At 63.3% G+C, this 26,172-nt stretch carries 19 protein-coding genes and 4 pseudogenes; 16 read left to right on the top strand and 7 right to left on the bottom strand.

Annotation, left to right across the window (positions count from 1 at the left end):
• Nucleotides 1–22 precede the first annotated feature (22 nt).
• Complete coding sequence (locus tag HHL11_RS07005) at nucleotides 23–925, bottom strand: PP2C family protein-serine/threonine phosphatase (protein WP_169417693.1); 903 nt, start codon at nucleotides 923–925, stop codon at nucleotides 23–25.
• Nucleotides 922–1,935, bottom strand: a complete 1,014-nt coding sequence (locus HHL11_RS07000; protein WP_169417692.1) for a serine/threonine protein kinase — start codon at nucleotides 1,933–1,935, stop codon at nucleotides 922–924. Before HHL11_RS07000 ends, HHL11_RS07005 begins: the two co-directional genes overlap by 4 nt.
• Before the next feature lie 87 nt (nucleotides 1,936–2,022).
• On the opposite strand from HHL11_RS07000, the gene HHL11_RS06995 reads away from it, so the two are divergent.
• Nucleotides 2,023–2,931, top strand: a complete 909-nt coding sequence (locus HHL11_RS06995) for a YicC/YloC family endoribonuclease (RefSeq protein WP_169417691.1) — start codon at nucleotides 2,023–2,025, stop codon at nucleotides 2,929–2,931.
• Nucleotides 2,932–3,266: 335 nt separating this feature from the next.
• On the opposite strand, the gene HHL11_RS06990 is transcribed toward HHL11_RS06995, so the two are convergent.
• The 4 genes from HHL11_RS06990 to HHL11_RS06975 all read right to left on the bottom strand — a co-directional run bounded on the left by HHL11_RS06990 (nucleotide 3,267) and on the right by HHL11_RS06975 (nucleotide 10,641).
• Nucleotides 3,267–3,938, bottom strand: a complete 672-nt coding sequence (locus HHL11_RS06990; RefSeq protein ID WP_240980022.1) for a hypothetical protein — start codon at nucleotides 3,936–3,938, stop codon at nucleotides 3,267–3,269.
• A 579-nt stretch (nucleotides 3,939–4,517) separates the two neighbouring features.
• The gene (locus tag HHL11_RS06985) at nucleotides 4,518–4,898 is read right to left on the bottom strand and encodes a hypothetical protein (protein WP_169417690.1); all 381 of its coding nucleotides are present in this window, start codon (nucleotides 4,896–4,898) and stop codon (nucleotides 4,518–4,520) included.
• Nucleotides 4,899–5,378: 480 nt separating this feature from the next.
• On the bottom strand, nucleotides 5,379–7,886 hold the full coding sequence (locus tag HHL11_RS06980) for an RHS repeat-associated core domain-containing protein (RefSeq protein ID WP_169417689.1): 2,508 nt from the start codon (nucleotides 7,884–7,886) through the stop codon (nucleotides 5,379–5,381).
• 7 nt (nucleotides 7,887–7,893) lie between these two features.
• A complete protein-coding gene (locus HHL11_RS06975) occupies nucleotides 7,894–10,641 on the bottom strand; it encodes a LamG-like jellyroll fold domain-containing protein (RefSeq protein ID WP_169417688.1) in 2,748 nt (915 codons plus the stop codon).
• A 1,403-nt stretch (nucleotides 10,642–12,044) separates the two neighbouring features.
• Here HHL11_RS06975 and gspG point away from each other — a divergent pair.
• The 15 genes and pseudogenes from gspG to HHL11_RS06900 form a co-directional block, all read left to right on the top strand.
• A complete protein-coding gene (gene gspG, locus HHL11_RS06970) occupies nucleotides 12,045–12,512 on the top strand; it encodes a type II secretion system major pseudopilin GspG (RefSeq protein WP_169417687.1) in 468 nt (155 codons plus the stop codon).
• 11 nt (nucleotides 12,513–12,523) lie between these two features.
• Complete coding sequence (locus tag HHL11_RS06965) at nucleotides 12,524–13,726, top strand: type II secretion system F family protein (protein ID WP_169417686.1); 1,203 nt, start codon at nucleotides 12,524–12,526, stop codon at nucleotides 13,724–13,726.
• On the top strand, nucleotides 13,723–15,456 hold the full coding sequence (locus tag HHL11_RS06960) for a GspE/PulE family protein (RefSeq protein ID WP_205964223.1): 1,734 nt from the start codon (nucleotides 13,723–13,725) through the stop codon (nucleotides 15,454–15,456). The genes HHL11_RS06965 and HHL11_RS06960 overlap by 4 nt, the downstream gene beginning before the upstream one ends.
• A 4-nt stretch (nucleotides 15,457–15,460) precedes the next feature.
• Entirely contained in the window at nucleotides 15,461–16,204 is a 744-nt protein-coding gene (locus HHL11_RS06955; RefSeq protein ID WP_169417685.1) for a hypothetical protein, read from the top strand.
• The gene (locus HHL11_RS06950) at nucleotides 16,204–16,758 is read left to right on the top strand and encodes a hypothetical protein (RefSeq protein WP_169417684.1); all 555 of its coding nucleotides are present in this window, start codon (nucleotides 16,204–16,206) and stop codon (nucleotides 16,756–16,758) included. Before HHL11_RS06955 ends, HHL11_RS06950 begins: the two co-directional genes overlap by 1 nt.
• A complete protein-coding gene (locus HHL11_RS06945) occupies nucleotides 16,755–17,315 on the top strand; it encodes a hypothetical protein (protein ID WP_169417683.1) in 561 nt (186 codons plus the stop codon). Before HHL11_RS06950 ends, HHL11_RS06945 begins: the two co-directional genes overlap by 4 nt.
• Entirely contained in the window at nucleotides 17,312–17,878 is a 567-nt protein-coding gene (locus tag HHL11_RS06940) for a hypothetical protein (RefSeq protein ID WP_169417682.1), read from the top strand. Before HHL11_RS06945 ends, HHL11_RS06940 begins: the two co-directional genes overlap by 4 nt.
• A 5-nt stretch (nucleotides 17,879–17,883) precedes the next feature.
• Nucleotides 17,884–19,920, top strand: a complete 2,037-nt coding sequence (locus HHL11_RS06935; RefSeq protein WP_169417681.1) for a secretin N-terminal domain-containing protein — start codon at nucleotides 17,884–17,886, stop codon at nucleotides 19,918–19,920.
• Nucleotides 19,895–20,317 (top strand): competence type IV pilus major pilin ComGC, encoded by a 423-nt coding sequence (locus tag HHL11_RS06930; protein WP_425355186.1) that lies wholly within the window; start codon nucleotides 19,895–19,897, stop codon nucleotides 20,315–20,317. Before HHL11_RS06935 ends, HHL11_RS06930 begins: the two co-directional genes overlap by 26 nt.
• Nucleotides 20,314–20,796, top strand: coding sequence for a type II secretion system protein (locus HHL11_RS06925; protein WP_169417679.1), 483 nt, complete (start codon nucleotides 20,314–20,316; stop codon nucleotides 20,794–20,796). Before HHL11_RS06930 ends, HHL11_RS06925 begins: the two co-directional genes overlap by 4 nt.
• A gap of 41 nt (nucleotides 20,797–20,837) precedes the next feature.
• Nucleotides 20,838–21,275, top strand: coding sequence for a type II secretion system protein (locus HHL11_RS06920; RefSeq protein WP_169417678.1), 438 nt, complete (start codon nucleotides 20,838–20,840; stop codon nucleotides 21,273–21,275).
• A gap of 42 nt (nucleotides 21,276–21,317) precedes the next feature.
• Nucleotides 21,318–21,866: pseudogene (locus HHL11_RS06915) on the top strand (IS5 family transposase); the annotation flags it as partial.
• Nucleotides 21,833–22,342, top strand: a pseudogene (locus HHL11_RS06910) (IS66 family transposase); the annotation flags it as partial. The pseudogenes HHL11_RS06915 and HHL11_RS06910, both read left to right, overlap by 34 nt.
• A 77-nt stretch (nucleotides 22,343–22,419) precedes the next feature.
• Nucleotides 22,420–23,701: pseudogene (locus HHL11_RS06905) on the top strand (IS3 family transposase).
• 21 nt (nucleotides 23,702–23,722) lie between these two features.
• Nucleotides 23,723–24,167 (top strand): annotated as a pseudogene (locus HHL11_RS06900) (IS66 family transposase); the annotation flags it as partial.
• 466 nt (nucleotides 24,168–24,633) lie between these two features.
• Here HHL11_RS06900 and HHL11_RS06895 read toward each other — a convergent pair.
• Entirely contained in the window at nucleotides 24,634–25,623 is a 990-nt protein-coding gene (locus tag HHL11_RS06895) for a hypothetical protein (RefSeq protein ID WP_169417677.1), read from the bottom strand.
• Between the last annotated feature and the right edge of the window lie 549 nt (nucleotides 25,624–26,172).

Here is a 26,172-nt window from a genome sequence, read left to right as displayed (position 1 = left end):
CAAAGGGCGCGCCCGGGAAAGGTCAGGCCTTCTTCGCCGCCGAGCGCTTGATCGCCTCGTTGATCTCCGCGATCGACCTTTCGATCGCGGCGTCGTCGAGGTCGTCCACCAGCGTGTCCAGCACGCCGGCCTGGATGGTCGAGGCGAAGACGCCGTCGCTGATGGAATCGGTGCTGATGCCGCGGGTGGATTCGAAGGAATCCGGCGTTTCCCACTCCATCGCGATCACGGTGACGTTGTCCGAATGCTCACCGCCGTTGCGCAGCGCGCCTTCCACGAGGTCGGGCACCGCTTCGGACACCGGCTTGGCGCTCAGTTCGCGGACGATGTCGGCATCGGTCAGGCTGCTCCACAGGCCGTCGGAGCACAGCAGGATCTTGTCGCCCTGCTGCATCTGCACCGGGCCGGTGACGTCGAACACCGGCTTGGTCGGCGAACCGAGGCAGGTGAACAGGATGTTGCGGTTGATCCGGTCCATGCGGATCACGCCGGCGTTCTGCTGTTCCAGGTACGAGTGGTCGCGCGTGCGCGTCAGCATCTCGCCGGCGCGCACGACGTACAGCCGCGAATCGCCGCAGTGCACCCAGGTGGCGTGCTGGCCTTGCACGACCGCCGCCACCAGCGTGGTGCGGGGCGTGTCCAGCATGCCTTTTTCGCTGGCGTAGCGGATGATCTGGTGGTGCGCGGCCATGAGCGCGATGGAGAGGAACTCCGTCACGTCCTTCACGACCGGCCGCGCTTCCTTCTGGTACAGCGCGGAGATGGTCTGCAGGGCCAGCTGGGCGGCGATCTCCCCTTCGGGGTGGCCGCCCATGCCATCGGCGAGCAGGAACAGGCCCGACTCGCGCGTGTAGCAGTAGCCCATGCGGTCTTCGTTCTTTTCGCGGCCGCCCTTGCGGCTGACCTGGAAGACCGAGAATTTCATCTTGCCTTCACCCCGCCGCCGAAGCCCGTTGCACGCTTCATGCTTTTCTTGGTGTCCGTGACCATGTTGTCGAACTGGAGCCGCATCTTCTCACCGACCGACAACTTCGTGTAGCGGCGCTCCCCCTCGCGGCTCAGCTCCTTCTGGAGCGCGAACACCGACTGGGGGCGCGACAGCGGGTCCAGCGACATGCACCACTCGACCACCTCGATCAGGTTGTCGGAGTAGACGCCGCGCAGCCGGGACAGGGCCAGCGCCAGCCGGTCCTTTTCCAGGCGCTGGGGCGCGTCGTTGGGCGGGTAGCCCTGCATGCAGGCGTAGATGCAGGCGCCAATGGCGTAGATGTCCGTCCACGGGCCCATGCTGGAGTCGCGGCGGTACATCTCGGGAGCGGCAAAACCGGGGGTGTACATCGGGCGGATGAAGTTGCCTTCCTTGGACAGCACTTCACGCGCCGCGCCAAAGTCGATCATCACCGCACGGTTGTCGTCCGTGATGAAGATGTTGGCCGGCTTGATGTCCAGGTGCAACATCTTGTGCTGGTGCACGATGCGCAAGCCGCGCAGGATCTCGTCGAACAGCGAGCGGATGGTCGACTCGCGGAACACTTTCTGCTTCTTCAGCTCGCGGGCCGTGATGACGAAATCCTGCAGGGTCGCGCCCTCCAGGTAGTTCATCACCATGTAGACGGTCTCGTTCTCGCGAAAGAAGTTGAGCACGCTCACCACGGAGCTGTGCGAGATCTGGGCGAGCGAGCGGCCTTCTTCGAAGAAGCTTTTCAGGCCCAGGCGGTAGAGCGACAATTTCTCCGGCGCGACCTGGGGGAGCAGCTCACCCGGGGGGCGGGTGGCCAGGGAGGAAGGCAGGTATTCCTTGATGGCAACCTGCTGCCCTTCGTTGTCGACGGCCAGGTAAACCACCCCGAAACCCCCGGCGGAGAGCTTGCGCACCACCCGGTAGCCGCCGATGACGGTGTCGGGCGGCAGGGGGGCGGGTTTGACCTTTGACATAATTTGAAGATTCTGCGGGCCTGCCGACGGCCTGTTCTCACTTCCTCGCAACGAACAGCAAAGAACTCCTCCGTGCCAGTTTACAGCATGACCGGATACGCCTCGGCGCAATACAGCCCGGGCCAGGCGCCGGTGGCGCCCGAAAGCGGCAAGCCCGCAACACCCGCGAGCCGCCTCGGGCTGGAAATCCGGTCCGTCAACAGCCGCTTCCTGGACCTGGCGTTCCGCCTGGGCGAGGAACTGCGGGCCCATGAACCCGCCCTCCGTGAATTGATCACGGCCCGTGTCAAGCGGGGCAAGGTCGAAGTGCGGGCCGCCGTCGAAGGCACCGCGGCCGAAGCCTTGCGCGACCCCTCGGTGCGCACCTTGCAGCGGCTTTCCGCTTTGCAGGACACCGTGCGCAGCTGGATGCCGGAGGCCGGCCCGCTCACGGTGGCCGAGATCCTGCGCCTGGCGTCCTCGGAAGGCGGCGAAGCCGCCGACTGGACCGAGCCCGTGCAGAACCTGGCCAAGCAGGCCCTGGACGACCTGCTGGCCGCCCGCGAGCGCGAAGGCGCCCGCCTGGCCACCATGCTCCTGGGCCACCTCGAGCAGCTGCGGGCCCTGGCCAAGCAGGCCCAGCCCCTGGTGCCGCAGCTGGTGGAGCAGCAGCGCCAGCGCTTCCTGGAGCGCTGGAAGGAAGCCATGGCCCTCACCGAGGGCGCGGCCACGCCGGAAGCGGCCCAGGACCGGGCCCTGACCGAGGCCACCTCCTTCGCCATCCGCATCGACGTCCAGGAGGAACTGACCCGCCTGGCCGCCCACCTGGACGAGATCGAACGCATGATCAGGAAGGGCGGCGAGATCGGCAAGCGGCTGGATTTCCTGATCCAGGAACTGCACCGGGAAGCCAACACGCTGGGCTCCAAGAGCGCGGCGCTGGAGCTGACCCGGATCTCGGTCGACATGAAGGTGTTGATCGAGCAGATGCGCGAGCAGGTGCAAAATTTAGAATAGTCCCAAGCCGTCCCACACCCTTTTTAAGTCGTTGATCTGAAACGATTTTTTCCCGACGCAGCAACCCTTCGCGGCAGGAATATCGAGTCGTCTGGCCGGGTCACTGGTGGGTTTTCAAGTGGGTTCGAAGGCGGACTCAGTGTTCGAGCTGATTTCCGGGACGCGAACCCACCAAACGCGGCTGCAGGCCGCTCCCTGACTGGGTTTACACAGAACGTTTCAGGTAGAACGCTGCACGCGGCCTGGTTGAACGCCGATCCCGTGAACGCGACGCCGATCGGTGGGAACTGCGGATCAAAATGCGCCTGCGCCAGAACTGACGGGGGCTGTCCTGCTCAGATGGCGGCTCTGCAAGTCCTCACCACCCGCGGAGTATCAGCGTCGGTCGTGAGCCCTGCCCGTTGGAGGCAATGGCGCTCGTGCTTCTTGGTCAGGCCCGCCAGCGTGCGGCGCTCCCGCTGCAGGCGGTGGATCGCCCGGGTCTGCTCGCGGTCCTCGTTCACCGAGAGGACCAGGCAGCGGTTCATCAGCTCCTCGTCGATGTCGATCGCCGTGGTCGTCATGAACAGGCTCATGGGGCCCTCCACGCGGTATTCCTGAGTGACCAGGTTGCCGGTGCTGGGGTCGGTGCCGGTGGAGGCGATGGTCAGTTCCCCTTCCGACTGCAGCAGCTTCAGGGCATAGGCGGCGCGGTGCGCGCCCTCCTCCTCGGCGATCGCCAGGATCTTGTGCTTCAGGTTCGTCTGGCCCATGTAGAACAGGGACTGGCCCGTCATCGCGCTGTACTGCACGCGCTCCTCCTCGGGCACGAATGCCAGCACGGCGTCCATCAGGCTCGACTTGCCCGCGGCGCTGCTGCTCTGGATCACCACAGCCAGCGGCCGATCGAGCTTTCGGCTCACGGCGGCGAGATACCCCACCAGCTTGTTGGTGGCCTCCACCAGGCGCTGCACGCTGACTTCTTCTTTCAGCCGCTTCAGGTCCGCTTCGGGGATATTCAGGAGCAAGTGCCGGCGCGAGCGCGCCCACCCGGGCCGCGACAGCCGTTGTGCTTTTGGGAGGACAGGGCGTGCTGGGGCTGACCACCCACCCCGATGTCTCACCCCGGACAAACGGAGGGCCGCATCAGCGGCCCTTGTGTGTTCCCGGCATTACTGGACAGGGGTCACCGGCTTGCGGCGGCGTGTCCCTCGCAGAGTTTCGCAACGGCCTCCGGTGGGCTCCCGGCGCATCGCCACGACAATTCATTTCCTTCAACCCGCGGCGTTAGGACGACAGTCACCTCATTGGATCTGTCGACCCCCGTCAACGCGCCTTCGTCCGTGACCCCGTAGACCACATTGGACGACGACGCTGTCGACAAAAGGCCTTTCAGCGCTTCGCACTCCTTCAACCCAAGGCGTCTTTCCCTCCAGCATTTGTCCGCGGCAGCGCGTGCAGGTGACAGCGTCTGAGTCATTGTCATGAAGGAGGCCTTCGCGTCGGGCACGCTATCGCTGCGGAGCAATGCCCACGCGATTCCAAGCAACACCACGGCGACGCCCAAACCCAAGATCACAATCCAACGGCTTTCATTGACGCTCTCCTCATCGCGAAGGACACGTGCAGCTGTCCTGCGGAGTGGCCTTGCGCCTGCGCTGAAATTCTTTGAGGACGTTCGCCGCAATGATCTCCGCGTTGCTGTCTATCTGCGAATGCAAGGGTCCGTGGGTTAGAGCCTTCTCGAAGGTGCTCTGCTGAACATGCAGCCATTCGTGAGCCACGGTCTGCAAGAACTCTGATGTGAGAAACGGATCCACAGGCGTCTTGCAATCGCCGTAGAGGTTGGCGTTGATTTGGATGTTGTTGCTCAGGTCTGTATAGCCCTGAAGGGACCCGCCCATCCAGTTCGATAGGTCGCGAACCGGTGTGATCGAAGTGGGCGCAACTGGGTAAAGCTCGGGTGCGAAGTTTTTGATCACGGTCATCGCGATAGCCATGTCGGACGGCGTCGCAAGCCCAGTGGGGTCGATAAGCGCTGTGGGTGCGCCGTGAACATAGCTGAAGCTATTTCCGTGAGCGCCTGATAGCAGCCAAGTAGATCACGGACACAAGCAGGCACCAGGCCGCCGAAGCGTTTCGTCCCTCGAGCGCACGATTCGGCCACTCCGTTAGCTCTACTCCATTCAAAATCAGAACGCCTGCCGCAAGTACTGCAGAAAGTAGAAGGCACAAGAGCACCGCTGCCCGCGCACGAGCAGTCCGCCCCCTTCGTGCCATGAGCGCGAGAAGTATCAGCCCCGCCGATAGAGCGACCGCGGTGTATATGCCCATGATTAGTGCAAACTCACGCCCCGAAGGTATCGCCCCTCGAAACTCAATTGTCTTGTATAGCGCAAGCACGTCGTCACCCAGCACGAGAACGGTCCCGACTGCGGCAATCCAGAGAAGAACTGCTGAAAGTGCCTTCATTTCAGCTTCCCCGGGAGCAGTCTGGACATCACCGAGCCCATCGCGCAGCTAGCTTTACATGCCAGCACTCGCTGGTTCTTCTGGGCATCCAACACATCCTGCCTTTCAGGATCGCCGCAGGCCTTTACATCGTCGCCATGTGTGAGATCACACATCTGCTCGCAAGACCGTTGTTTGCTGAACATGGTGGAAAGGCCGTAGACCGTTACGGCGACGCCCCCCGCCGCACCGATCAATCCCGCTTCGCCTCTCGGATCCATGCGGCGAAGAGGATCTCCCTCGACATAGGCAAAGGTGTTGATGCCGCCGCCGAGCCCGATCGGATCGCTTTGCGCATAGCGCCCCCACTTGGCGTTGTACTCTCGATTCCAATTCTGGGCCAGGCCCGTTTCCTGGTCAAACACCTGCCCGGGGAAGCGCTGATTGAACACGAAAACGCCCAGGCTGCTCGGATTCTGGTCCGGCGCCGTGGCACCAAAGGCTTCGGCCGCATCCCATCGCCAGACGATCGCGTGGTCTTGCCTGGTGATCAGCCGCACCGTGTCGATCTGGTCGGCGTAGGCGTTGTACACCGTCATCGCGACGTCGTTGGTGGCCGCCGATCCCGATTGCTTCAGCACTCCTACTGGGCTCGTACCCAAGTAGGCGGTCTCGTAAAGAGGAGTGCCGCTGGCGTCATACTCGCCCAGCAGCTGCCCCGCTTCATCAAACACGTAGTACGCCGCCCCCGTGGGCACCAGCGCCGTCGGGCCCGCCTTGCTCGCCCGCAGCTCCAGCCCGTTGTACGCGTAGGTCACCGTGCCGCCGGCGTTGCTGGCCGTGACCATCCGGCCGCGGTCGCTGTAGGCGAAGCTGTTGGTGCCATCGCTCGTGACATTGCCCGCGGCGTCATGGGCGATGCTGGCCGTACCCGTCACATCGCTGGCCTGCGTCAGGCGGTTGCTGCTGGCCGCGATGGTGTTCGTGTAGCTCGTGCCGCCGATGGTCTTGCTCGTGCGGTTGCCGTTGTCGTCGTAGCTGTAGACGGTGGAGATCGCGCCCAGCGTTTGCGATGTCAGCCGGTTCAGGTTGTCGTAGCCGAAGCTCTGGTCCAGGTTGGTGACCGGGTTGCCGTTGTTGGTGTGCGAGTAGCCGGTGATTCGTCCGGCAGCATCGCGCGTCAGGGTGCGCAGCACGCCCGCGGCCGTCCCGGTCCCCAGCGGGTCGCCCAGCGTGTAGCTGGAGACCATGCCGTTGGCGTCGTAGCCGATCGTGCGGGCCTTGCCGTCCGACCACTGCCAGCTGGTGACCTGGCTGTCGGCGTTGTAGGCGATCCCGCTCAGCAAGGTGACGCTCGTCGCGCTGGTCCCTGCGCCGTTGGTATTGGGCGGATTGACCGTGATGCCGGCGACGCTGCCGTACGGGTCGTAGCTGTAGTTCACCCGCGCGCCGCTCGGGTAGGTGATGGCCGTGAGCTTGTCCAGCGCGCTGCCGCTGTCGCCCCAGGCGTAGCCCACCGTGAAGGTCCGGGAGCCGATCGTCACCGTCTTGCTGGTCAAGCGCCCCATGGCATCATGCGCATAGGTCGTCTGGCCCGAGGCATCGGTCATCTTGGTCAGCTCACCGGCCTCCGCGGGCGTGGGGCTGGCACCGCCGTCGTATTCGAAGGTGGTGCCAGTGCCCGTCGGGTAGCTGATGGACACCAGCCGGTCGAGCGCGTCGTAGGCCAGGGTCGTCGTCTTGCCGCGCGCGTCCGTGCTGCTCACCACGTTGCCCTTGGCATCGAAGGCGTACTGTGAGTTGCCGCTGTCCGGGCTGCTCAGCGCCTTGGCGTCGCCCAGGCCGTTGCGCGTGTAGGTGGTGGCCAGGTTGCGCGGGTCGGCCACGCTGGTGAGCGAGCCCATCGGGTCATAGCCGAACTGCGTGACCGTCGGCGTGCTCGATCCCGTGTTGGCGGGCTGCTGGGTCTGGATCGGCCGCCCCAGGCTGTCACGGTAGATATAGGTTGCGTTCGCGTTGGGATCCACCACGGTGTTGGGCCGACCCATGGCGTCATAGCCGTATTGCCAGACATAGCCGGCGCGCGCCACCACCGTCACCGTCGCGGACTGCGGCGTCGTCGATCCAGCGGCGCCGGCGTCGCCGCCGTAGCTCGCAGCCAGGCTATGGGTGCCGACCGAGAGGTTCGTCACGCTCAGCGTGGCAGCCCCACTGAAAGGCACGGCCGTGCCGATGCTGACGCTGCCATCGGTGAATGTGACCGTGCCCGGCGCAGTGGACGATGCCCCCGAGACCCTGGCGAACAAGGTCAGGTTCTGCCCCAGGGTGGTCGTGCCTTGCGAGACGCTCAGGGAAATCGAAGACATGGTCAGCGAGCCCCCGGTAGCACCATCCGCCAATGCGGGCTGCGCAAGACCCAGCAGTCCCATCGCCAGGACGCCAACCAACGACCACCGAGCGCGCGAGCGCAACGCCGGAATGCTCCAAGGCAACTGGGCGCACCCCATTTCAGTTCTGTTTGTCATGCCGATCCTATTGCTGGGAGCCCGTGACCTGCTGCAGCCGATTCAGCCCATCGAAGGAGCGGCCGATCGCGCGGCGCAAAACGCCGCTGGAGTCCTTCACCTCCTCGGACACCCGGTTGCCCGAAGCGTCCAGCGTGTACGTCACGGAGTTGCCGCGCGCATCGCTTGCACCGGTCATGCGGCCGGCGCCGTCATACGTGAACGACAAGTGCGTTCCGTCGGGCTGGTCAACTTGGGTCAACTGCCCCACGCCATCGTACGTATACGTCATCACCCGGCCGGGACCGCCAGGCGGCGTCGAAGTGAAAGTTTTGACCAATCCGCGTGGCGTATACGTGATGTCAGTCACCACCCCCTTGGGATCGATGCTCTGGCGCACTCGGCCGACTTGATCGTGCAGCGAGATCTGCGTCACGTGCCCGAGCGCGTCGGCCACCGACTTCACATCTCCCACCCTGTTCCCGATCGAACTGGGATCGAGCGTCACCGCGTCCGGGAACGGTGCAGCAGGCGGAGTGAAGTTTGTCGTATACCGCGCTACACCGCTCGTAATCCGCAGTTCATCGATGTAGCCGTTCAGGACGCCGCCCCAAGTCTGTGCTCTTCCGATCCAGAAGCCTCCTGAGGTGTCGTTTAAGTTTGCGGTGCAACTGGCAGAGGCGTCCTGAACGCCGTCGACCCACCACGTGCACACACCTGAGCGCCGTGTGAGAGCCCAGTGCTGCCAAACCCCAGTCGCTGGGGTGGTGAGCGAAACCAAGTCAGCGGCACCCGCACCCAAACGGGCGCTAATCCTCGAAGGCGTCGTGGTATTGCGATAGATCACCCAACCTGCGGTGCCATCGCTTTGTCTCTGCCCCACCACGCCAGAACTACCAGACTGCGAAGTCCAAGCAATCGGAAGATACATCTGGAACTCGACTGTGAAGTCTCCGGTTCCAAACCGGAAATCCGGCGAATTGGGGGCTGAAAAGTAGGCGCCCGACCCGTTGAAGTAGAGAGAAGTGCCTCCGAACTTCGACTGGGCCGTACTGGACTGCGCCCCGGAATTCGAGGTGAAGGACTTCTGGGATGCCGATGAATCAATCGGACTGACGCCGCCGTTTCTACCGTCGCCATGCAGCAGCAGCGAGACGCTGTCTAGATAGGGGTCATCAATCGCGGATCCACTACGCGTGTACGCAGTCGTCGCGTAGTACGTCATCGTTGTGGTCTTCCCCCGTGGGTCAACGCTGCTCGTGACGTGCCCACCGGCGTCGTAGGCGAAGCTGTTGGAGCTTGCGGTTACGCTGGTGTCCGCACTGCCGTTGGCAAGCAGCGCCTGCTCCACTTGCTTGCAAAGCAGCGGCAGGGCCGTTCCGTCGGGCATTGCCGCTGCAGTGGTGCAGCTCGCCACGGCGCCGCCATTGAACGGGTCAGCCTGGCCGTTGTAGACGTAGGTCGTCTTCTTCAGCGGCTGCGTGCTCGTCGCCTGCAACCGCCAGTTCGGATGCCAGGTCGTGGCGATCTTGCGTGCTCCGGTGGGCAACGCTCCGCCAGCGCTCAGCGCCGCGCAATCAACCGTCTTGTCCAGGCCTTCAATGCGCAAGGTTTCCCGGCGCAAGGCGTCGTAGGCATAGCACGTGCGATTGCCCTGGTAGTCGTCGCGGATGCCGACGTTGCCGTTCGCATCGGGCGTGATGCTCTTTGTGGCCGCGGGGCTGCCGGAACCCGCCGACTGGTATTGTGTCAGTGTCATGGGGACGCCTTGCACCGATGCGCCTTGCCATGTGCTCTGCTCTCCATTGGGCTGCGCTATGACCACGGGAGACTCGGGAACGTACCACTCATGCACCCGATACAGAATGTGGTTGGGCAGATCCGCCGTCTCGGTGATCAGCCGATGCGGCAAACCCGTGTATTGAACTTCGTAGTGATCGACCCCGCCTGCGCGCTCTGTGCTCAGCGCCCGGCCCTGCGGGTCATACGTGAAGGTCGCCGCCCGGTTCGAATTCTCATCGAGGATGCCGGTAAGCGCCCAAGGCAGGCCGGTGTTCTCATACATGAAGGTCGCCACCTTGCCGTCCGCCCACGTCAGCGACTTCAGGTTGCCTGCGGCATCGTAGGCGACGGTTGTCCCCGAGCCATCCGGCCCTACGATCTGGCTGACCCGGTTGCTGCCGTCGTACAGGAAACTCACCGTGCGGCCATTGGCGTCAAGCACACTCACCAGGTTGCCGCCCGAGTAGGAGAAAGTCAGCAGCGTTCCGTCGATCCTCGCCAGTGAGGTGATATTCCCGCTCGAATCGAAGGTCTCGATCACGCCCATGTCGACGTCGGTGTAGCGGTAGCCGCCCGAGATCACCACCAGCTTGTTCGGGTTGCCGTCGCTCGACGTGAAAGTACCGGCACCGTTGCCACTGAAGTTGCGCAGGTACCCGTCGCCCAGCGACACGAGCGCGCTGCGCTGGCCGTTGCTCACCTTCAGTCTGTGAAAGACGTTGGCCTGCCACAGCGCGCCAAACGCGCTGGGAAGACTCAGTGTCGTGCTCGTGTCTACTTGGCTGGCAGCCATCTTGTCGGTCGAGTCATAAGTCAGGCTCAGCGAAAGTCCCGCCAAGTTGATGCCGGTAGACACGCGGTGCTTCATCGCACCGGTCAGCGGGTAGATCGGATCACCGACGGAAAACAGCTTGAAGAGATCCAGCTCGCTCAATGCGCAGGCCAAGCAAAATGGCGGCATCAGCTTGGTGCGCACCGTGTCGACCATCGTCATGCATTGATTGCTCGCGCTGTCCCACGCTTGGCCGTCCGGGCATGCGCAGTGCGCGTCCTGGGTGATCACAGAGCCTCCGGCACACTGGCACGTCGGGCCTACGTAGCCACCTCCCCACGTGAAGTACACGGGGCCCGATCCAAAGTTCCAGGGAGTCGTGTCCCGTGCGCTGAGGTTCACCCCCACCGCTGCTGCGGGGACTCCTGCCGAAGCAGGCTGCACCGCGGGATTCTGCAATTCACAGGCGAGAACAGTCGAGCCAACAGAGCCACACCCAACAGAGCCGCCATAACCGTTGTTGTTCATGTGGCCCTCGGCGTACTGCGTGCAGAATTCCGGCGCTGCTGTCGCCGCCCCCGTGAAGGTCTTCGGGGCGTAGCACTCGCTTCTCGCATTGACCGTGCAGATCGGCTCCGGGGCGGGACCGCCTGGGTTGAAGGCTAGTGCCGGTCGCCCGAGCAGCACTGTCCATAAAAGCACCAGCGCCACTGCGCCCCGTCTCAGGAATTGCACTTCAATCTCCCTATTGAATCCACGATTACGCTCGCCGGTTCGGCCACCGGGGTTCGTCGGCCCCAGCACTCTCGATCGCAGGGTGCGCCCTTGGCAGGTCACACAGCCTCCGGAGCGGCGCGCTAGTCGTCGCGCGCTTTCCGAAAGGTCGCATGTCCATCGGCCCTACACTCATCCCCGGCTTTGAACAACCGGACAAGGCTCCGCCAAGTGCGCATGCGCACCCGAGCGACAGGTATAGCGACGGATGGAGTGGGTCTAGTCGACGCCAGCTAGCCTGCTTGACCTCGGAGCTGAGGCTCGACGCTGGCCGCCGCAAGCGCGCTGGCGCGCGTCTTTGTTGATGTCTTTTTTCATTTCTTCTCTTTGATAGATGGCTCGAGGGCGGCACGCGTCACCGAGCGACAGGCCGACCTCGAGCATCCTTCCCTCTGCAAACACTCTAAACCTTACCGAGGCGAGAAGGCAATCACCCAAACGAAGCGCCACTCAGCACTCCGCTTCTCCCAACCGCGCGGCCACAGGAAAGGGCGCCCATCCGAAACATTCGCACGCCGCTTACAGTCAGCCCCCTCGAAATCCGCCCGCTCTACTCGGACGGCGCGCTGGCAGGGACCGCACAGAACTGCTCCTGCTGGGACGGACAAGCCGCAAGCGTCGGGAACCCATTCCGTAAGAAAATCACTTAGGCAGCATGTTGTTGTCATGCACATCGATCTGTCTCTTAGAACGATGACGTGGATGCCGGCGCTGCAGCTGTTGCCGAATGGCTCGCGCAAGAAAAATCGCATGCCCCGTCCCGCGTAGGTTGTCTCGCCGCTCAATTAGCACGGTATAGTTCAAGCCAACAGTACACAGCGCTTGATCACTTGCGCGAGGGGGAGGGACCAATGATCCGCGGTATTGCCGGCGTGGCAGGCATCCACGTCCGCGCGACGGACCATCGAATCCAGAAGGGATTCACGTTGTTGGAGCTGATGGTCGTTGTGGTGATCATTGGCCTGCTGGCCGCCTTGGTTGTTCCGCGTTACTTCAATACGGTCAGCAAGTCCAAGGCCACGATCGCGCGCGCGCAGATGGACTCTCTCGAGAAGGCATTGGAGGAGTACCGGCTGGATGTCGGCTCGCTGCCGACACGCGAGCAGGGACTGCAAGTACTCCTTGTTGCTCCGGCGGGAGGAGCAAGGTGGCGCGGCCCTTACTTGAAGAAGGACGTGCCATCCGACCCCTGGGGGAATCCTTACTTGTACCGACCAGGCGACGGCGGTCACGACATAGAGATCATCTCGTTGGGGTCTGACGGCCAACCAGGTGGAGCCGGCGACGCCAAGGACATCTACTTGTCCGGTACCGACTAGCGATCTTTGCCGTGAGTACGAGTTTCAGGCTGCTGGTCCTGGATGGAACTGGGGCGGTAAGCGACCGGAGGTTGGATGCCGCGTCGGAAGATGACGCGCGTAAGAAGGCAAGTGCCGAAGGTTACGACGTCCTCCGTTGCGACCGCGATCAGCCAGTCGCAGGTTTCGGCGTTTTCGCCCGATTCACGCACCGCAGCGTCGATGCCATCTCGTTCGCTCAGGACCTGTCCACGTTGCTCGCTGCTGGCATCACCATCAAGGAGTCGGTCGGCACATTGGCACGCAGGGCTGGCACATCGCGGCATGCCCAGGTTCTGCGTGAGCTGCAGGCATCTATCAGCCATGGACTTCGCCTGTCCCAAGCGATGGAGGTGTCCGGCGCATTTTCGCCCTTGCTCATTGCTACCGTGGCGGCCAGCGAACAGACGGGAGATGTCCCGATCGGATTGAGCCGATTCGCGCGCCACCAACAGAACCTTCGCGCGTTGCGCGACAAGGTGCTCGGGGCCTGCGCCTACCCCGCCCTGCTGCTCGTATTTGGTTCGATCGTCCTGATGGTTCTGCTTGGACTCGTCGTGCCGCGCTTTGCGCAGGTCCTCGACGTCAGCAACCGGCGGCTTCCAGAACTATCCAAGCTCCTCATGGCCTGGGGACGTTTCGCCGCCGATACACCGGCTGCCACACCCGTCATGATCGCGCTCGTCCTTGGATCGCTCGGATTCATTGCGGTGATACTTGCAAGTCAGCGCCACCGACATTGGCTGCTGGAGCGCGTGCCGGGCGTCAAGACTGTGTCCTCGGAATTTCAGCTGCTTCAGGCCTACCGCGCCGCTGCGATCCTGACTTCCCGCGGCATCCCCATCCATCGCGCGCTGGAATACACGTTCGATCACTTGGGCCCTCGGCCGCGGGCGCAACTGAAGCGGGGGCTGGCCTCCATCCGTGAAGGCACGGCCATCAGTACGGCCCTGGGTGGCAGCGGGTTCGCCGACGAGATGGTTGCCAGCATGCTCGGCGTGGCGGAGCGCACTGGCGCGCTGCCCGAGATGCTCGATCGGATCGGCGACCTGTATGAGCGCACCTTGCAGCGCAACGTCGATATCGCCAGCCGGCTGGTCGAGCCGGTGTTGATGATCGTGTTCGGCGCACTCATCGGCGGCGTCGTACTGCTGATGTACCTGCCGATCTTCGACTTGGCGTCCAGCGTGACATGAACCGACCGCTGCCACGACAAGTCGTCGACGCCGCGCAGATGGCGGAGCTTTGCTCCCGGGCCGCGACCGCGCCAACTGGCGAGCGGCTTGCGCTTCTATGCGCTGAGTTAGCCCTGGATGAAGGCAGCGCCGTCCAGCGACTGGCGGACTACCTCGGGATGGAGGCCATGGATGCGGCGGGCCTCGCCACGCTCCAAGCCGACTTCCAGCTCGCTTCGTTCGCGGAATGCAAGCGGCGCAGAGCCGTGCTCGCACGGCCCAAGCCGCCGATGGAAGACGTTTGTTCGCTCGTGCTCATCTGCCACGACCCGTTCGACTTGGACGTGCAGGCGTGGTTCGAACCCCTGATCGAATACCAGGCGCCGCGGGACTTTGCGCGAGTCCTGGTGCGCGCACAGGACTTCGAGCATTTCCTGTCGGTCGCCGAGGGCGAACTGCGCGCGCTGGACTCGGTAGTCGCGCTCAGTGAGGGCGATGGACATGCAACGGACCGTGGAACCGAGGCGAACATCCAGCTCTCGATGGCGTCCATCGAAGCCACGGCCAACAGCACCGTCCGCCTCGTCGATTCGACGCTTTACGACGCACTGAAGTCGGGTGCCTCGGACATCCACTTCGAGTTGCAGGGAACCGAATTGGTGATCCGCTATCGGCTTGACGGCGTGATGCAGACCATCAAGCGCATCGAAGGCCTGGAAGTCGCCAACCAGGTGATCTCTCGAATCAAGGTGCTCGCCGACCTGGACATCGCGGAGCGCCGGATCCCGCAGGACGGACGATTTCGCGCCGAACTCGATCGCCGTGGCATCGACTTCCGGGTGTCGGTGATGCCGAACGTCTCGGGCGAGGACGCCGTGCTGCGGATCCTGGACCGCAAACACCTGACCAACGGGGGATCCTCGCTGACGCTCGATGCCCTGAGCTTCTCCGAGGACGTCAAGGGCTTCATCCGCCAGTCCTCGCATCTACCCTACGGACTGCTCCTGGTCACAGGCCCCACGGGCAGCGGGAAGACCACCACGCTGTACGCCGCGATCTCCGAGATCAACTCCGGCCTGGACAAGATCGTCACCATCGAAGATCCGATCGAGTACCAGCTGCAAAGCGTGCTGCAGATTCCCGTGAACGAGCGCAAGGGGCTCACCTTCGCCAAGGGCCTGCGCTCGATCCTCCGTCACGACCCGGACAAGATCATGGTGGGGGAAATCCGCGACAGCGAGACGGCGCAGATCGCCGTGCAGGCCGCCCTGACCGGCCACCAGGTCTTTACCACCGTGCACGCGAACAACGTGTTCGACGTCATCGGCCGCTTTTCGAACATGGGCGTGGACAGCTACAGCCTGGTCGCGGCGCTCAGCGGCATCATGGCGCAGCGCCTGGTTCGCAAGGTCTGCCCCAAGTGCGCCACCTGGCACAGCGCGTCCCGCGAGGACTGGATCGCGCACAGGATGTCCGAGGATTTGTGGACCAGCGGCGGCGGAAAGCTGCGGCGCGCACAAGGCTGCCCGGAATGTCGCGGCACCGGCTATCGCGGCCGAGCAGCCATCGCTGAAATCCTCGGCATCGACGACGAAATGAAGGACTTGCTGGTGCAGCAAGCGCCGATTACCACGCTGAAGCGGTTCGCGCGCGAACGTGGTTTCAAGAGCTTGCGGGATTCCGCAGTGTCACTGGCCCTGGCAGGCGTGACGACGCTCGACGAGATCAACCGCGTCACTCCGGCTCATTGAAAAAATGGCTGTGCACTTGGTCTTGTCGCTTGGCTCCGGAATCTTGCAACTTGAACGCAAGGGCACGCATAGTGCGTCTCTGTCGTTCTTGAGAATTCGCAGGGGCCGCGAAGGCGCACCCACGCTTCAGTGCACCGAGACCTTTGCGCACAAAGAAGGCGAGCTGCAGGCGGCCCTCGATCGCGCGCTGGTGGGCGTAGGACTGGCCGAGGCTCGCAGCCAGGCCGGCGCGAAACTGGAAGTCGCGCTCGGTTTCCAGCATTCCCGGGTTGCCGTCATGACGCTGGCCGGCCTTCGCGAGACCGAGGCCAACCTGAGTCGCGCGGTGGAAGCTTGGGCCCAGACGCGCCTCAACCTGAACCCTCATGAGCACGTGCTGCGCTGGGAGCGCTTGCCTCGAGGCGGCCGGTACCTCGTCTCCTGCGTCCGGCGCGACGGCCTTAACCATCTGCGTGAGTTCACGACACAACGCCGGATGCAGCTGGCTTCCGTCCGGCCGGCGGTTCTTGAAGCACTCGATGCCGTGAACGGTCCGCACAGGAAGGATAGGCTTCGACGCGATCTCGTCTGGACCGAAGGGGAAGCACCAGGCAGCACCGCGGTCGCACAGGTATTCGCGTTTGCAGGTGGTTCGCTCCAATGTGATTGGCGCGGCAGCATGCAGTCGCCAGACGGCCTGCTGCGTCGGCTACACGCTTCGCACGCGCTCGAACCCGGCGAATTGATCCGTCGAAGCTGGCCGATGTAATGGCATCCAGGCACTTCGATCTTGGCTTGCAAGGTAGCCGCCCCACGCTAGCGAGCTACGTTCTGCTTGCAGTAGCCATAGGCGCACTCATCACAGGCGCACTGGATTTTTCAGCCAGTCTCGACCTGCGTGAGGACGCCCTGACGCGTCTGGACCGTGCTCGCCGGCGGCAAGACGCGGCGCCAGCGCTCACCTCACAGGCGGCGCCGAAGGGAACGCTCGAGTCAGGGAAGCGCGAGGCTTCCGCATCGCTGCAGCGGCGGCTGGAGGCACCGTGGGACGCGGCACTCGCGGCGGTCGAGGCCTCGGCGGCAACGACAAAGGGCGAAGTGTCGCTCGACTCCTTGCAGTCACGCCTTGCCGATTCAGGCCGCTGGGAGGTGGCCGTCACTGCGCGCGCGCGTTCGACCGAAGCTGCTCTCGCGCTCGTGGAGGCGATGAATGCAAGGCCAGACGTCGACGACGCCCGGTTGTTGGACCAGAAGCGGGAACAGGGCGATTCGGCGGAAGTGCGCTTTCGGCTCAGCTTCCAGACACGGGTTCCGCAGAGATGAAGCCACAGGCCCGCTTCCTGCGCATCATCGACCGCGCCGTGGCGACGATGCGCCGAGCCAGATGGCCAGCGCGACTTGCCGGTGTCTTTTGCTTGACAGCGGCAGTCCTGTTCGTGGCAGCCAGTCTGACGCGAGCGGACGCTGAGCAAATCTCCAGGCGCGCGGCCACGCTGAACCGCGAACTGACAGCCGCCCGAAGGACAGCACCAGCCGCAGACGAAGCATCTCGGCTTGCGACATACGCGGCGGACGGAGACCAGCACGTTGATGACGTTCGAGATGTCTTCCAGCTAGCTGAGCGCTTCGACGTCTCTCTCCTCACGGCACAATACGACGCCCCCGATCGGTCGGCAGGCAACCTTGTCGTGCGCCGGGTTCGCCTGTCCGCCCACGACGAGTACCCGCAGGTCAAGCTGCTGTTGCAGGCCATTCTCTCCAACGCACCCCACGCGTACATCTCCGACTTGCGGCTGGACCGGCCCGACGCGACCAAACGCGAAATCAATGCCACCTTCACGCTGGCTTTCGTGTATCGGGGAGGAGAACGCCTGCCATGAGCATGCCCCCGATGCGCATCAGCCTGCTGCTTGGCGTCGCTGCAATCCTCCTATGGCTGGTGATCACCCGTTCTGCGGAAGACAGTGAACGCGCCGCCGCTCCCGCGCGGTCTCGCCAGTTGGCGGTATCAACGCGGACTGCCGCGCCGGCCCCTGCCATTGCGGCGGATATTGAGCCGCAGCGCGCCTGGCCAGGTTCGGCTGACGTGCAGGTGGATCCCTTTCTGCCACTGGGCACCATAGCCTCGACGAAGAGCGGAACGGCAACCGCCAGCGTCGCGCCTCCGTCAGCACCCAAGCCGGCAGCTTCCGTTGCGCCCCCCGCCGCTCCGGCGGCTCCCGCCATTCCGCCGATGCCGTACCAGGCCATCGGCTCCGTCACCAGTCCTGACGTCGCCGGTGGCGTGCCGGTCGCCTTCCTCACGCAGCACGACCAACTTCTGGTCGTCAAAGTGGGGGAGACCCTCGCCAACACCTATCGCATCGACGCCATCACGCCGCAACAGGTAGAGCTCACCTATCTGCCAGCCATGCAGAAGCAGTTGCTGCGGTTCCAGCCTTGAAGTCCATGTCTTTGCGTTCCCACATTCCTGCCAGCCTCGTGCGCCCGCCCACCGGCAAGTTCCGGCTCTCCAGAAGTCTGACATATGTTCTCTGCGCCGCGGCGGTCGGCGGGTGTTCGACGTACCAGAACATGAAGGGCCACGCTCAACTTATGTCGGGCGACACGACCGGTGCGATCGAATCGTTTGGCATCGCGGCGAAGGACTCGACGGACGCCGGCTACAGGATGGACTACCTGGATCGCCGGGAAGATCAGGTTCGTAAGCTCGTGCTCCAGGCCGATGCAGCGCGTGCAGAAGGCAAGCTGGCCGACGCACAGGCCCTCTATCAGCAAGCCCTCAAGATGGACGCCGGCAATGCGCGCGCCCGGGCGGCACTGGTCGCCTTGCCACAGGACTTGCGCTCGGAAAGGCAGCTGGTTGAGGGCGAGAACTACCTGTCCGAAGGCCGGTTGGATCTTGCGCGGGAGCGCGCCCTTGTGGTCCTGGAAGTCAATCCCAACAACCGGCGAGCCATGCGGCTCAAGGAGGCCGTGATCGATGCCCAGGCGCAGGCGGACGCCGAGGCCGCGAAGGCGCGAGCAGCCCGTGCCATCCTGCAGAAGCCCGTCACCCTGCAATTCAACAATGCCCCACTGCGCACGGTGCTTGAGGCGCTGTCGCGCTCGGTGGGCGTGAATATCCTGCTAGACCGCGATGTCAAGCCCACGGCTCAGGTTTCGATCTTTGTCAAGGACATTGCCTTGGCGGATGCGATCGACTTTCTGCTGCTGCAGAACCAACTGGAGCGCCGCGTCGTGAACGCGAACACGCTCATGATCTATCCAGCCACCGAAGCGAAGAAGGGGGAGTACGAAGATCTGTCCATCCGCTCGTTCCAGATCACCAATGCCGACATCAAATACCTCTCGGGCATGCTCAAGACAATGTTGAAGGTCAAGGAGATCTCCGCGGACGAGCGGACCGGCATCCTAGTGCTGCGGGACACGCCAGAGAAGCTTCGCCTCGCCGAGCGCCTGATCGCGGCGCACGACGTTGCCGATCCGGAAATCATGCTGGAGGTCCAGATCCTGGAGGTGAGCTTCGCGCGGGACAGCAATATCGGGATCGTCCCTCCGAACAGCGTCACGATCACCACGCCCGGTGGGTCAGCCCTGACCTGGGGCCAACTGAGCGCGATGCGAAAGGACGACCTTCTAGTGACGCCGCTCTCGGCCACCATCAACCTCAAGCTGCAGGATTCTGACACGAAGATCCTGGCCAGCCCGCGGATCCGCGCCCGCAACAAGGAGAAGGCAAAGATCCTGATCGGGGACCGTGTGCCCACGATCACCAACACGGTGACACCGATTGCCACGGGCGCTTCGGTCGTGACCGGCAGCGTCACCTACCAGGACGTCGGCCTGAAGCTGGAGTTCGAACCCCAGGTGTACTCCAACGACGAAGTCGGCATCAAGATCGCCCTGGAGGTGAGCAACATCGCCGCGGAGTTCACAGACTCCAATGGTGGGCGGTCGTACCAGATCGGTACGCGCAATGCCAACACGAATCTGCGGCTGCGCGACGGCGAGACGCAGATCCTGGGCGGCCTGATCACCGACGATGACCGCAATGTGGCATCCAAGATTCCCGGCCTGGGCCATCTGCCAGTGATCGGGCGCATCTTCGGCAACAACGCAGGGACTAGTTCTCAAAGCGAAATCGTGCTGGCGATCACACCCCACATCGTGCGGAACCTGGCCGCGCGTTCCGCGGACGTCAGTAACATCTTCAGCGGTACATACAACGTCCCCCGCGAACGGCCAATTCTTGCCGAACCCTTGACGATCATTCGTGGGGGCGGAGCGGGCATCATTGCAGGGGCGCCAGGAGCAGCGGGCACGACAGGAACGACCGCTGCGGCCTTCACACAACCCGCGGCAGCAGCACCAAGCGATGCAATTGGTGCCACCGCGCCGCTACCAGTCCAGGTCATCCCGCCGCCAGCGCAGGCCCTTCCGACGCCGCCCGCAATGTATGTTCGCCCGGCACCGAGCAAGTAGCCCTATGCGACGTGCCAGGCGTAGCGGCTCGTCTGCTCAGGGCTTCACACTCGTCGAATTGATGGTTGTGTTCGCCCTCCTCGCGATGCTGCTGACGATCGCCCTGCCCCGCTACCTGGGCAGCACCGACAGGGCGCGGGAGAAGGCGCGCGAGCAGAACATGGAGGTCTTGCGCGATGCGATCGACAAGTTCAAGGGCGACCAAGGCCGTTACCCGACCGATCTGAGCGAGTTGGTACAGCGGCAGTACCTCCGGCGCGTTCCCATCGACCCCGTATCAGGCTCGGTGAGCTGGACGCTGATCGCCTCCCCCACCGGCGAAACTGGCGTCTTCGACATCGCGATTCCTGCGCAGGCCGCTGCATCCACCCCCGTGGCGCAGGAGCCTGCTCAATGAAGCGCGCAAGTGCCGCCTTCACGCTCGTCGAGATGCTGGTGACGCTCGCGCTTGTCGGCATTGCGGCAACCGTCGTCCTGCCCTACGCCGCGCTCGTCGAAGCGCGTGCCAAGGAGTCCGAACTGCGACTCTCCCTTCGCACGCTCCGTCAGGCGATCGACCAGTACAAGGCAGCCGCCGACGCAGGCCTCATCGAGAAGAAGACGGGGGATTCAGGCTACCCTTCCAGTCTCGAGTCGCTCGTCAACGGAGTTCCTCGCTCCACAGCCTTCGGGATCAGCGTCACACCGGTTGTCTTTCTGCGGAGGATTCCTCGAGACCCGTTCTTCCCGGATCGCACAGTGCCGGCGTCCGAAACCTGGAACCTGCGTGCTTACGGCTCCCCGCCAGGGGATTTCTCACGCGGAAACGACGTTTTCGACGTGTCGTCCAAGGCCGGCGGCAGCGCGCTGGACGGGTCGCAACTGGGCGACTGGTAGTGCGAAGCCACATCTCACGCCGGCGAACGCAGACAGGAGCCATGCTGCTGGCCGTCCTGCTATTTATCCTGGTGAGTTCACTCGCAGCCAGCAGCCTGTTCGTATCTCAAGGTACACAGGCGCGACGCGAGAAGGAAGAACAGTTGCTCTTCGTGGGTGACCAGTTTCGCAAGGCCCTTCTCTCCTACTACAACTCAATTCCACCTGGGGGCGCGCGCGCACTTCCCAGGTCGCTCGACGAGCTGCTCGCAGATCAGCGGTTTCCGGTGCCGATCCAGCATCTGCGTCGGCTCTATCTGGATCCGATGACCGGCCGCGCAGACTGGCGGCTCTTGATGGCGAACGGCCAAATTCTGGGCGTCAGCAGCACGTCCGAACAATCCCCGATCAAGAGCGGTGGATTCTCGCGGCCTTACGAGGGTTTCGCTCGCGCAAAAAGCTACTCGGACTGGATCTTTCGGCTCGATCTGCCAAGCTAGGGAAAGTCTGAAGGGTCCACCGATCATGCCGCGGCGCGTTGAATGACGCAAAAGAACCTGCGCGATGAGCCAGATCAGTTTTCGGACGTGGAGTACGCCGGCAAGCGCAGGAAGACGCGGCGCGAGGTGTTCCTCGAGGAGATGGAGCAGGTGGTGCCGTGGAAGGTGCTGCTCAAGATCATCATTGAGCCGCATTACCCCGTGGCCGGCCCCGGTCGCACGCCATACACGCTGGAGTCGATGCTGCGGGTGCACCTGAGGCAGAACTGGTTTGCTCTGAGCGACCCGGCGATGGAAGAGGCCCTCTACGAGATCGCCTCGCTTCGCGGGTTCGCCCACCTGAGCCTGAACGAACTGATTCTGGAAGAGACGACGATCCTGAACTTCCGGCACCTGCTGGAGGCCAACGACCTGGCCGACGACATCTTCAGGGCTGTCAACGCGCTGGTCGCGCGCAAAGGGTTGCTACTCAAGCGCGGCAGCATCGTGGACGCCAGGATCATTGCCGCGCCCAGTTCCACAAAGAACGCTGAAGGCGAGCGCGATCCGGAGATGCACCAAGCCAAGAAGGGCAAGGCATCTTTTCCCGGGCCGGCATGGAGCTGCCACGCTCGCCCCTGGCGCAGTGGGCGGGCCAGTGCGGCGTGCAACTGCAGCCACTGGTGCAGGCGCTGCGCACCGAGCTGCTGCGCCACGGCGTGGTGCATGCGGACGAGACGCCGGTGGCGATGCTCAAGCCGGGCAACCGCAAGACCCATCGCGCGTACCTGTGGAGCTACTGCACCACGACGTACAACCCGACGCGGGCGGTGGTGTTCGACTTCGCCGACAGCCGCGGCGGCCAGCACGCGCGCGACTTCCTCGGGTTTGCCTGGCGAAGACGGCTGGCACGGCAAGCTGGTGTGCGACGACTTCAACGGCTACAAGTCTTGCTTCGAAATGGGCTTGACCGAGGCCGGTTGCCTGGCGCCCCGCGCAAGTTCCACGAGCTGTGGGTCAATCACCAGAGTACCGTGGGCGAGCAGGCGTTGAAGTTCTTCCTGCAGCTGTACGAGATCGAGCGTGAGGTCCACCAGCTGGTGAGATAGCCCCCTGATTCCCCGGACACGGTCTATCGCTTATCGTTCGAGATAGGAGTAGGACTGTGAGTACGACTAGGAATACGGACTCTGTAGAGGTGATTTTGAAAGACCAGCGCCGCAGGCGCTGGTCCCCCGCGGAGAAGGAAGCGCTGGTGCGGCGTACGTACGAACCCGGCATGAGCGTGTCGCTGGTGGCGCGCCAGGAGGGCGTGGCCGCCAGCCTTCTGTTCCAGTGGAGGAAGCTGGAGCGGCAAGGTGCCCTGACCGCGGTGTCCGCCGGCGAGGCCGTGGTCCCGGCCTCCGAGTTGGCGGCCGCACGCGCGGAGATCGCCAAGCTGCAGCGGGTGCTGGGCAAGAAGACCCTGGAGAACGAAATCCTGAAGGAAGCCGTGGGGTACGCGGCTGAAAAAAAGTGGATTGCGCGCTCACCCTTGTTGCCCGGGAAGACCTGTGAAGACGGTCTGCCGGGTGCTGGGGTTGGCGCGCTCACACATCCACGAACTGCACCGCCGCGCCGAGGACTGGCGCGATGGCCGAACCGGCCGCACGCCGGAGACGGACGCCCACTTGGTTGCTGAAATCCGTGAGCAGGTCGCGGATCTGCCCAGCTACGGCTATCGACGCGCCTGCGCCCTGGTGAATCGCCAGCGCGCCCAGGAGGGCGCGGCGCGGGTCAATCCGAAGCGCGTCTACCGGGTCATGGCGCAAGCAGGCCTGTTGCTGCCCAAGGCGCCACGCCGGCGCCAATCGAGCCGGCCGCATGACGGCGTGGTCGCGGTGGACCGCAGCGACCTGCGCTGGTGCTCCGACGGTTTCGAGATCAAGTGCGATTCCGGCGAGACCGTGACGGCCACGTTCGCCAAGGACTGCTGCGACCGCGAGGTGATGGCCTGGCGCGCTTGGGAGGGCAAGGGCCTGCCTGGCGAGCCGGTGCGCGAGATGCTGATCGAAGCAGTGGAGCGGCGCTTCGGAGCCGTCGAAGCCATTCCCGCCGACCACGAGTTGGAGTTCCTGAGCGACAACGGCGGCGCGTACATCGCCGCCGATACGCGCAGCGTGGCCCGCCAGCTCGGGCTCAGGCCGATCAACACGCCCGTTTGCAGCCCGCAGAGCAACGGCATGGCCGAGAGCTTCGTCAACACGTTCAAGCGCGACTACGTCAGCCGCATGGACCTGACCGACGCGCCCACAGTGATGGCGCAGTTGCCGGCGGCCTTCGAGCACTTCAATGAGGTGCATCCGCATTCGTCGTTGAAAATGCGATCCCCCAGGGAGTTCAGGCGGCTACAAGCCGCCCAGGCGCGCCAAGTCAGGCAAGAGGAACCGGCGCTAAGTTGCGACTAGAACGTGTCCGGGAATACGGGGGCAAGATCACTGGATCCAGGCGAGCGAAAACGAATACTACAGGAACGCTCGCGACCGGTGGCCGAAGCCATGCACCGATGGCTGACCGGACAACGCCAGAAGGTGCCCGAGGGCTCGGCCACCGCCAAGGCGATCGACTACACCCTGGGCCAATGGCAGGCGTTAATGCGCTACACCGACGACGGCGACCTGCCCGCCGACAACAATTGGGTGGAGAACCAGATCCGCCCGATTGCGATCGGACGTTCCGACTGGCTGTTCGCCGGATCGCTTCGCGGGGGCAGCGCGCCGCCGCGATCATGCGCCTTGTGCTCTCGGCCCGAGTGAACGGACACGACCCTTCGCGTATCTGCGCGACGTCCGGGAGCGGCTGCCCACACAACCAGCCAATCGCATCGACGAACTACTGCCGCAGCGCTGGCAGGTGGCTGCGGCGGCGGGCTGATGCTGCTGCCGTCGTCAAGACGGGATCGCCGCGCGTTTACGCTTCGCCCAAGGCTCTCGAGTCTACGCGTTGCACTGCAGTCGATCTCGACTCAGGCAGGCATGGCCCCCTGCGCTACTGAGTAGGCGTCGGGGACATGCAACCGGCAAGCCATCAGGAGGGAAACCGGCCGTGCTCACAAGGTAGGCGCAGCGGTAGAGCGGCACAATCATGAGTCTCCGCACTCAACACGCGGATCCTGCGGGTCACTGCAGTCGCACATATTATTGTCACTTGGGCAATCCTCGGTCACGCTATACGCTCGTCCATCCGAGTCCCTGCAGGTGCAAGTTACCGAGCGCATCACTTGCGCAGTAGTATCTTTAGGCACGAACTTCTTCGAAACTATTATGCCGTCTCCGCCTGCAGCAGGCTTGATTTCCACTTCGACAACGTTCCCAGACTCAAGATTGATGTAGTGGCGCATCTACCTCACCTCAGCAGCAATGTTTCGACACGCCCCTTTGTCGCAGGCTTTAGCGTACGGTTCAGAGGACACCCTCAGACCTGGAGAGGCATTGCACTCTGCTTTCGTCATCGAGCGATAGTGCATAGCGACTGTCGTATCCTCGAAAGTCGAATCTCGTACGATGCCGGCAAAATCAAAAACCAAATCCTCCGGCTTCAGCACTTGTGAAATGCGGTTGACTCCCGCCATGTTTGAAGCCAGAGGAGCGTCCAATTTGACGGTGCCCTTGAACTTGATGGGAACGTCTCGTTGGATCCAATAGTGAGTTGCCGTAGTGAGTCCGTTGGCGGCCGCAGTGACCGGCTGGGTAACCTCAAGGGCATGCTCGGTTCGATAGTTTTCAGTGGACGAGTCCGTGATCGATGTCGATCTACTAAAGCTAATGGTCGTCTTCGCGTCGCCGAAGAAGTCGAACCCTATTGATTGATCGATTTTTATTGAAGTCTGAAGCGTCTTTGATTTGGTAACCTGTGCTCCCTGTTGGACGTTCTCAGTGTGGCGGAAGGTTGTCAATTGATCCTTCGGCGTGCAGTTCGTAAACGTCAGCCTGAGACCCAGCATCTTCAAGGGAAGCGCTTCCCAGTTGGGAGGGTCGATTGTTGCTGTAGGTCCAGCAATTACCGTGAACGGACCGGAAACCGTCAGTTTCCCCATAACCGGACTGCAAACGGTTTTCTTAATGTTGTGGCAGTAGGGGCGGGGTGGCGGTCCGCAGATCGGAAGAACCGCTTGCTTTTCGTTCGCGGCGTTGCCTACGGCCGGCAGCACCGGACATTCAAAGGGGAGCCGCTCGGTTTTTGACGACGACTCGCATACTCGACCAGCGTCTTCTTCGTGGCATGCGTCGCGCAAGTGAAAGTCACCCTGTGCAGCCAACTTTGCGTTAATCGACTCAGTGACGTTAGTTACTTGAGCCATCTCTTCTGGATGGTTTTCAACGTCCGCCATGAAGAGTGCTGCTGATGCTGGAGGCCTCGAGATGGTGCTGCCACTTTTTCCGCTACCTTTTGTTGGGTCGAGGAAGTAGAAGCGCTTGACGGCGGTTCGATTCGCGCGCGACCGGTTCGCGGGAACGCAGTTGCACGTTGGACTGGCACTACCTGTAGCGTCGCTGCACACCGCTGCCTCATCTGTACTGCAGCTGATGGAGCAGCGTTCGTCGTTGTTATCGTTCTTGGCGGTACAGCTTGAATCGTCAGCGAGACAATGCGGCAGGACGCAAGCTAGTGCCAGAGCAGCCAAAAACTTTCGCACCTTTGACCCCCCATTGCTGGATTTCGGGCAAATATCCTCGAAAAGCGGCGACAGTACAAGCGGTGTCAAGTTAATATTTTGGTTCCAATAGGGAGCTGCTAGGCCCGACACCGATCTTCCCCTCGGAGCCGCCCGAGATTTCATGGCCCTTCCCCTACGGCGAATCGGCGCTTCCGGCTTACTGAGTCAGCCCAGTGGGGGCGAGCAAAAAGCCTGAGGGTATGAAGCGCAGGTCAAACTTGC

It is taken from the genome of Ramlibacter agri, from assembly GCF_012927085.1.
Lineage (GTDB): Bacteria > Pseudomonadota > Gammaproteobacteria > Burkholderiales > Burkholderiaceae_C > Ramlibacter > Ramlibacter agri.
The sequence above is the reverse complement of the archived record's forward strand: the minus strand, read 5'-3'. Positions and strand labels throughout refer to the sequence as shown.